Origin of the sequence: Streptomyces sp. UH6, assembly GCF_013421635.1 — a bacterium.
Taxonomy (GTDB): Bacteria; Actinomycetota; Actinomycetes; order Streptomycetales; family Streptomycetaceae; genus Streptomyces; species Streptomyces abyssomicinicus.
In genome coordinates, this window is the sequence record NZ_JACADT010000948.1 from 1 (window position 1) to 2,189 (window position 2,189).

The 2,189-nt window shown below is 75.2% G+C and carries 2 protein-coding genes; one reads left to right on the plus strand and one right to left on the minus strand.

Annotated features, from left to right (window positions below; translation table 11 throughout):
- On the minus strand, positions 1-1,218 hold a 1,218-nt coding region (locus HW445_RS27905), incomplete at its 3' end, for an MFS transporter (protein ID WP_180223639.1).
- 301 nt (positions 1,219-1,519) lie between these two features.
- Here HW445_RS27905 and HW445_RS27910 point away from each other — a divergent pair.
- A partial coding sequence (locus HW445_RS27910) for a GlxA family transcriptional regulator (protein ID WP_257231331.1) occupies positions 1,520-2,189 on the plus strand: 670 nt, incomplete at its 3' end.

Here is a 2,189-nt window from a genome sequence, read left to right on the forward strand (position 1 = left end):
GCGGCGGCGGATCACCAGGACCATCAGGGCCGCTCCCGCACACAGGGCGCCGGAGGCGTACCAGACGACGTCGTAGGTGCCGAAGACGTCCCGGGCCAGGCCGCCCAGGAAGGCGACGGCGGCCGCGCCCGCCTGGTGGGAGGCGAGGACCCAGCCGAAGACGATCGGCCCGTCCTCGCCGAAGTGCTCCCGGCACAGGGCGATCGTCGGCGGCACGGTCGCCACCCAGTCCAGCCCGTAGAAGACGATGAAGAAGAGCATCGGGGGATGGACCGCCGGCGCCAGCAGCATCGGCAGGAAGAGCAGCGACAGACCCCGCAGCGCGTAGTACACGGCGAGCAGCCGCCGGGAGTCGAAGCGGTCGGTGAGCCAGCCGGAGGCGATCGTGCCGACCACGTCGAAGACGCCGATGACGGCGAGCAGCGAGGCGGCGACGGTGACCGGCATGCGGTGGTCGTGCGCGGCGGGCACGAAGTGGGTCTGCACCAGCCCGTTGGTGGAGGCCCCGCAGATGGCGAAGGAGCCGGCCAGCAGCCAGAACGTGCCGCTGCGCACGGCGCGGGCCAGCACGGACAGCGCGCGCCGGGCCACCCCCGGGACCGGGGCCGGCGGCAAGGTCACCTCCTGGGCGCCGTAGAGCGGGAGGCCCAGGTCGGACGGGTGGTCGCGCATCAGCAGCCACGCGAACGGCACCACGGCGAGCGCGGCCAGCGCCACCGTGACGGCGGCCGGTCGCCAGCCGTGGGCGACGACCAGCCAGGACAGCAGCGGCAGGAAGACGAGCTGGCCCGAGGCACCCGCGGCGGTGAGGACGCCGGAGACCAGGCCGCGGCGCTCGGCGAACCACCGGTTGGTGACGGTGGCGGCGAACCCGGTGGCCAGCGCACCGGTGCCCAGGCCCACGAACACGCCCCACAGCAGCAGGAGCTGCCACGCCTCGCGCATGAGGACGGCGGCGCCGACGCCCACCGCGATCAGGGTGAGGGCGCCGGTCACCACCCGGCGGATGCCGAAACGATCCATCAGTGCGGCGGAGAACGGGGCGATCAGGCCGTTGAGCACCAGATTGACGGAGACGGCCGCGCCGATGGTGCCGCGCGACCAGCCGAAGTCGTCGCTCAGCGGGTCGGTCACCAGACCGGGCAGGGTGCGGAAGGCCGCGGCGCCGATGATCGTCACGAAGGCGACGGCCACCACCAGCCAGGCGCGGTGCGGCATCCGCCACGCGCCCCGCGGGCGCGGTCCTGGTCGATGACCGGACCCGGCCCCGGGCGCGGGCGTGGGCGTGGGCGGAACGGTCGGGGCGAGGGCGGGCGAGGCGGAGTCCGTCTGTGTCACCGCCACAGCATCCGTCCTCCCGCACGGTGCGAACGAGTGGCCCGGGGGACACTGTTCGACAGGATCGGGCCACGGCTACGATCCGGGCATGACGGCAGAGGGCGCGGGCGGGGCGGAACAGGCGGACCGGGACCGGCGGCCGGACCGGACCGACCGGCCGCACCGGGTGGCGGTGCTGGTCATGGACGGGCTGATCCCCTTCGAGCTGGGCATACCGCACCGGATCTTCGGCCGGGCGCGCGGCGCGGACGGGCGGTTCCTGTACGAGGTGACGACCTGCTCGGCGGGCCCGCCGGGCGAGGTCCGGACCGACGCGGACTTCACGGTCCGGGTGGATCACGGCCCGGAGGCGCTGGCCCGGGCGGACACCGTGGTGGTGCCGGCGGCCCACGAGCGGAGCGTGGTCCACGAGCGGGGCGTGCTGACGGAGGAACTGGCGGCGGCGTTCGCCCTGATCCGGCCCGGGACCCGGCTGGTCTCGATCTGCACCGGTGGCTACGTGCTGGGCGCGGCGGGGGTCCTCGACGGGCGGCCGGCCACCACCCACTGGGCGCACGCCGAGCACTTCCAACGGCTCTTCCCCAAGGTGAGGGTCGACCCCGACGTGCTCTTCGTCGACGACGGCGACGTGCTGACCTCCGCGGGGGTGGCGGCGGGGCTCGACCTCTGCCTGCACCTGGTGCGGCGCGACCACGGGGCGGCGGTGGCCGCGGAGGTGGCACGGGTCACGGTGGTGCCGCCGCACCGGGACGGCGGGCAGGCCCAGTACGTACGGCGGCCGGTGCCGGAACCGAGGGCGGCCGGGACGGCGCGGGCCCGGGCCTGGGCGCTGGAGCGGCTCCACGAACCGC